Source organism: Faecalicatena fissicatena (assembly GCF_016900595.1).
Taxonomy (GTDB): domain Bacteria; phylum Bacillota; class Clostridia; order Lachnospirales; family Lachnospiraceae; genus Claveliimonas; species Claveliimonas intestinigallinarum.
Map to the genome: position 1 here is coordinate 1 of NZ_JACLYY010000032.1, position 1,696 is coordinate 1,696.

Annotated in this window: 1 protein-coding gene; it reads right to left on the bottom strand. The window is 42.2% G+C overall.

Features of this window, described 5'->3' with window-relative positions:
- Nucleotides 1-51: 51 nt before the first annotated feature.
- The gene (locus H7U36_RS14980) at nt 52-1,563 is read right to left on the bottom strand and encodes an IS1182 family transposase (RefSeq protein WP_243426790.1); all 1,512 of its coding nucleotides are present in this window, start codon (nt 1,561-1,563) and stop codon (nt 52-54) included.
- Nucleotides 1,564-1,696 lie beyond the last annotated feature (133 nt).

Genomic DNA, 1,696 nt, shown 5'->3' on the forward strand with positions numbered 1-1,696 from the left:
CCCTTTCTTTTATCAAAAGGCTCTTTCATATCTGAAAAACGGCACTGGTCCTTAGCCTTCCAGTGCCATTTTTGTGATATTATGGGCAATCGATAATAGTCCCCACTCTATCTTTACCTTCTCTTTTCCTCGGAGCAGAAATCGCCGGAACGACCAACAGCCTTTGATCCTTCCAAAGGTCTGTTCTACTTCCACCACTCTTTGTGAACGCAGCTCCAGTCCTTTCTCAGAGCAAAGGTTTTCGTTCGCTTTTCTCTTTAACTCATTTAAACGATGGGATATCCGTATCGTCTTTGGTTTGTCTGAGTTTTTGCACTCCCCTGCATATGGACACCCTCCGCAGTCTTCACACCGGTAATAATCTCTACGGGTTTCATATCCAGCGTCTGTTACATATTTTCGGTCCCCTACATGCTCCAGATGTTTTCCATTCCGGCATAGGAAACAATCCCTCTCTTTATTGTAGGGTAAATGTTCCGGTAAATAGGGGTTCTCTCGGTTCTTTCGTCTCTTTTCCCAATGAAACTTATTATATTTCACATAATTGCCCAGTTGTTTTTCTTCTAAATATTCGTAATTCTCTTCACTCCCGTATCCTGCATCTGCCACGATGTTTTCCGGGAATCTACCCAGTTTCTCCTTTAGATGCTGCAAATGGGGGATCATCGTTGTTGTGTCTGTAGGATTAGGGTGGATAGTAAAACCTACGATATACCGTTTTTCTGTCCCAATCTGGATGTTATACCCTGGTTTCAACTGTCCGTTTAACATGGCATCTTCTTTCATACGCATAAAGGTAGCGTCATGATCGGTTTTGGAGTAACTGTTCCTTCCCTCAAATGTTTCCAGAGATTTTTCGTATTTCTTTTTCCTGGGCAGGATATCTTTTTTAAATTCCCTGGCTTTTTTCTTTAACGGCTTATTTTCCGGCTCCCGTTCCAGTTTTTTGTCTATACTTTCCACAACAGCAGCCACCTGCTCTGCTGTGATCCGGGTATGTTCCCCCTTTTCTTCCAGATCCTCTTCCAGGTAGATCTGGTTTTCTTCCGCTACGATCTGATCGATTTCCCGGAGATGAGCTTTGATCTTTTCGTCCAGTTTCCGGTCATAATTCCGGACAGATTTATTCCATACAAAAGAATACTTATTGGCATTGGCTTCAATCTTTGTCCCATCCAAAAAGTAATTCTGCAGCTTGATATATTTTTTATCGATCAGGAGTTTGACAACTTCGTAAAAAATATCTTCTATGATGTCTTTCATTTGCAGGCGGAAACGGTTGATCGTACGGAAATCCGGTTTATTTCCTCCAGCGATCCACATGAAGTTGATATTTTCACGAAGAGCTTTTGCGATCATGCGGGAAGAGTATGTTTTCTGAGAATAAGAATAGATCATAACCTTCAGCATCATGCGTGGGTGATAAGCAGGGCAACCGCCCTGTTTGTATCTGTCGTAGAGTGGAGACAGGTCCAGACTGTCCACGATTGTATTTACGACCCGCACCAGATGATTTTCCGGTATAAAATCTTCAAAAGACAGTGGTAATTGTAACTGATCCATAGTATAATCTTTAAATGTGAGCATACCTTATTATATCACATAATAAGGGAAAAAGGAGAACGGCGTGGTAACCGTTCTCCTTTTTTATAGTCGGGTGTCCTTTCAGTCACTTCGTGACTTTTGGGACACCCTC